At 72.2% G+C, this 2,922-nt stretch carries 2 protein-coding genes and 1 pseudogene; all 3 read left to right on the forward strand.

Features of this window, described 5'->3' with window-relative positions; genetic code table 11:
- Positions 1-977 (forward strand): CfaE/CblD family pilus tip adhesin (locus RWO33_RS19995; RefSeq protein WP_314107193.1); only part of this gene is annotated, 977 nt, incomplete at its 5' end.
- Between the two features lie 17 nt (positions 978-994).
- A complete protein-coding gene (locus tag RWO33_RS20000; protein WP_314107195.1) occupies positions 995-1,696 on the forward strand; it encodes a fimbria/pilus periplasmic chaperone in 702 nt (233 codons plus the stop codon).
- Between the two features lie 11 nt (positions 1,697-1,707).
- Positions 1,708-2,922, forward strand: a pseudogene (locus RWO33_RS20005) (hypothetical protein); the annotation flags it as partial.

Raw genomic sequence — 2,922 nt, forward strand, 5'->3', positions numbered from 1 at the left:
CGCTGTGGGCGCCGCGCACCGTGCTGGGCTACCAGGAGGTCCTGCATGGCCACGGCCGGCTGCACGTCACCTGCACCGACACCCCGGCGCGCGGTCGCTGTCCGCGCAGCGACACGGGCGAGGGGCCCGGCGTGCGTCGTCCGATCCAGCTCGAATTCCACGAACAGCGCAGCGGACAACGCCGGGAAATCGGCGTCGTCGGCTGGCTGGAACGGGTCGAATGGGAGCGCACCTGCAGCGAGGACTACTGGGAGAAATCCGAATACCCGCTGTGGACCTCGGCGGTGCGCGAGTGCCACGTCGAGCCGGCTGGAACCGCCGCCACGCTGCAGCTGGACGCGGCCGATCTCGGCCTGCTGGTGGCCGGGCGCTGGCACGCCGAACTGCACCTGGACGTGCGCAGCGGCGTGGGCGGTGCCGTGCTCGGCCGCCATGTATTCGCCCTGGAAGTCACCGTCACCGACCCCGGTCGCGCCGCCATCCACCTGCCTGAGCATGGCGGTTCGGCCGCGCAGATGGACCTGCAGCTGCAGCTGCGGACCCAGCCGCCGCCGGCCAGCGTGGGCGGCGAGGCGGTGCTGGACATGTGCCTGTACGACGGCATGGGCTCGACCAGCAGCGAGCTGGTGCTGATCGCGCGCGATGGCGGACCGGCGGTGCCGGGACGCGCGCCGCAGTTTTTCTCGGTCTGGCACCAGGGCGGTGGCCGTGCGCCGCACGACCGCATCGACTATCACCTGCAGGTGCTGCATGCCGGCGCCCACCGCGCGCTGCTGCCCGGCGCGCACACCCGCCTGGACGGCATCGACAGCGCCGACCTGCGCCCGGTGCTGCTGCCGGGCATGGACCAGCCGGTGTACTGCGTGCCGACCCCGCTGACCTTTGCCACTCCCCGGGTTCCCGCCGCCGACAAACGCGACGGCCGCTACCAGGGCGATCTCACCCTCGAGATGCGCCTGCCCACCCGCCGCCCCTGACGTTCGCGGAGATCCCCATGCACCTGTATCGCCCCGTTGCCGCCCTGTTGTTCCTGCTGCCTGCCGTGCCGGTGTCGGCCAACCTGGACGTGCACCCGATGCGCGTGCATGTCGAGGCCGGTCGTACCACCAGCATCCGCGTACACGCCCAGTCGCCGCGCACGCAGTACGTCCGCGCCACGGTCAAGCGCGTGGTCGCACCGGCCACCGAGGACGAACACGAAGTCGACGAGCCCGCCGGTGCCGATGCCGCGCTGGTGGTCACACCGGCCATGTTCGCCCTGGCCGGGGGCGGAAGCCGGCTGGTGCGGGTGATCGCGCTGGCGCCGGTGGAGCAGGAGACGGCATTCCGGGTGTACTTCGAAGGCGTGCGCGGCGATGACCCCGAGGCCATGCCGGCACCGGCGCCCACCGCCAGCGCCACCATCGGCGTCAGCCTGGTCTGGGGCGTGCTGGCCAACCTGCTGCCTGCTGCCGGGGAGGTCTCCATGCACCTGGAAGGCGACCACCTGCACAACCGCGGCACGTTGCGGCTGGGCATCCGCCGGATCGAGCACTGCGTTGGCGACGCCTGCACCACCCATGACATCGACCGCAGCGTCTACCCCGGCGGTGCGCTGGCCCTGCCGTTCCAGCCCGGCGCCGGCGCGCGCCTGCGCGTGGACTACCGGCTCAGCCGCGACGGCTACCGCGAACACCAGCAGATCCTGCTGCCCTGAGAGGAAATACCATGCATGTTCTTTACCGCTCGCTGTTGTTGATGCTGCCTGTCAGCGCCGTGGCCACACCGTTGCCGGCGGCACCCGGCAATGCGGAGGGGGAGCAGGGCGACGCGCTCGCCTCCCCTGCGGCCCGTGCGCTGTCGTTCGCCGGCGGACTTGGCGTCGGCGTGGGCGTGGCCGGGGTGTTCGGCCGCGCGCAGGTCCGCGACCGCGTGGTCCATTGCGAGGCCCCGGCACCGGTGTCGATGTCCCCGCCGGGGTGGGACGATGCGCTCTGGCAGGTCGACCAGAATGACCAGCGGATCGCACGCAACCGGCTGGACATCGACCTGCTGCGCGACGGCGTGCAGGGCGTCAGCGCCGACCTCAGCGACGTGGTGCGCTTCGACAAGGATGCCACCGTGCACCTGCGCGGCGCGCGGCTGCTGGCCCTGGGCGCCGGTGAGGTCAGCGCGGAAAGCCAGCACGCGGTCAATGGCGCACAGCTGTTTGCCGCCGAAGCGCGGGTGGCCGCACTCGAGTACGTCCAGCAGTACTTCAAGGTCGGATCCGACGAACTGAGCCTGCCGGCGCATGCCGGGTTCCTGGCCACCGCGATGGGCGCCGATGCCCGCGCCGTCGCCAACGGGTCCACCGCCTACGGCAGCTACGCCACGGCGCTGGGCCACAATTCGGTGGCCCTCGGGCGCGCGGCGATCGTGCTTGAAGGGGCCGCGGACGGGTTCGCGCTGGGCACGCGCTCCCGCGTGCTGGCCGAAAACGGCATGGCGCTCGGTGCCTCCACCCAGGTCTGGGAGGGCGCCCATGACAGCGTGGCGCTCGGCTTCGGCTCGATCGTGCAGCGCCCGTGGGAAGTCTCGGTGGGCGGGCAAGGCCTGCGCCGGCGCATCACCAATGTCCTGCCGGGCATCGCCGCCGATGACGTGGTGTCGCTGCGGCAGCTGACGGACATGGCCAGCGTGCTAGGCACCAGCATCAACGCCGAAGGTGGCGTGCGCGGCATGCGCTTCGCGGTGCAGGGCAAGTGGCACGGCACCGTGGCCGGGGCGCTGGATGCGCTGGATTACGCGGTGAGCGCGGCACACCGGGCGCTGGGCGACATGGGCGAGCAGGTCGACGCGCTCGCCGCGCAGAACGAGGCCAGCCAGCCCTCCAGCGTGGCCGAGGCCGCCGAGCCGATCACCGCGTCTGCGGACACCACCCACCCCGCAGCGCCGCAGGCC

It is taken from the genome of uncultured Stenotrophomonas sp., assembly GCF_963519925.1.
GTDB lineage: Bacteria > Pseudomonadota > Gammaproteobacteria > Xanthomonadales > Xanthomonadaceae > Stenotrophomonas > Stenotrophomonas maltophilia_AE.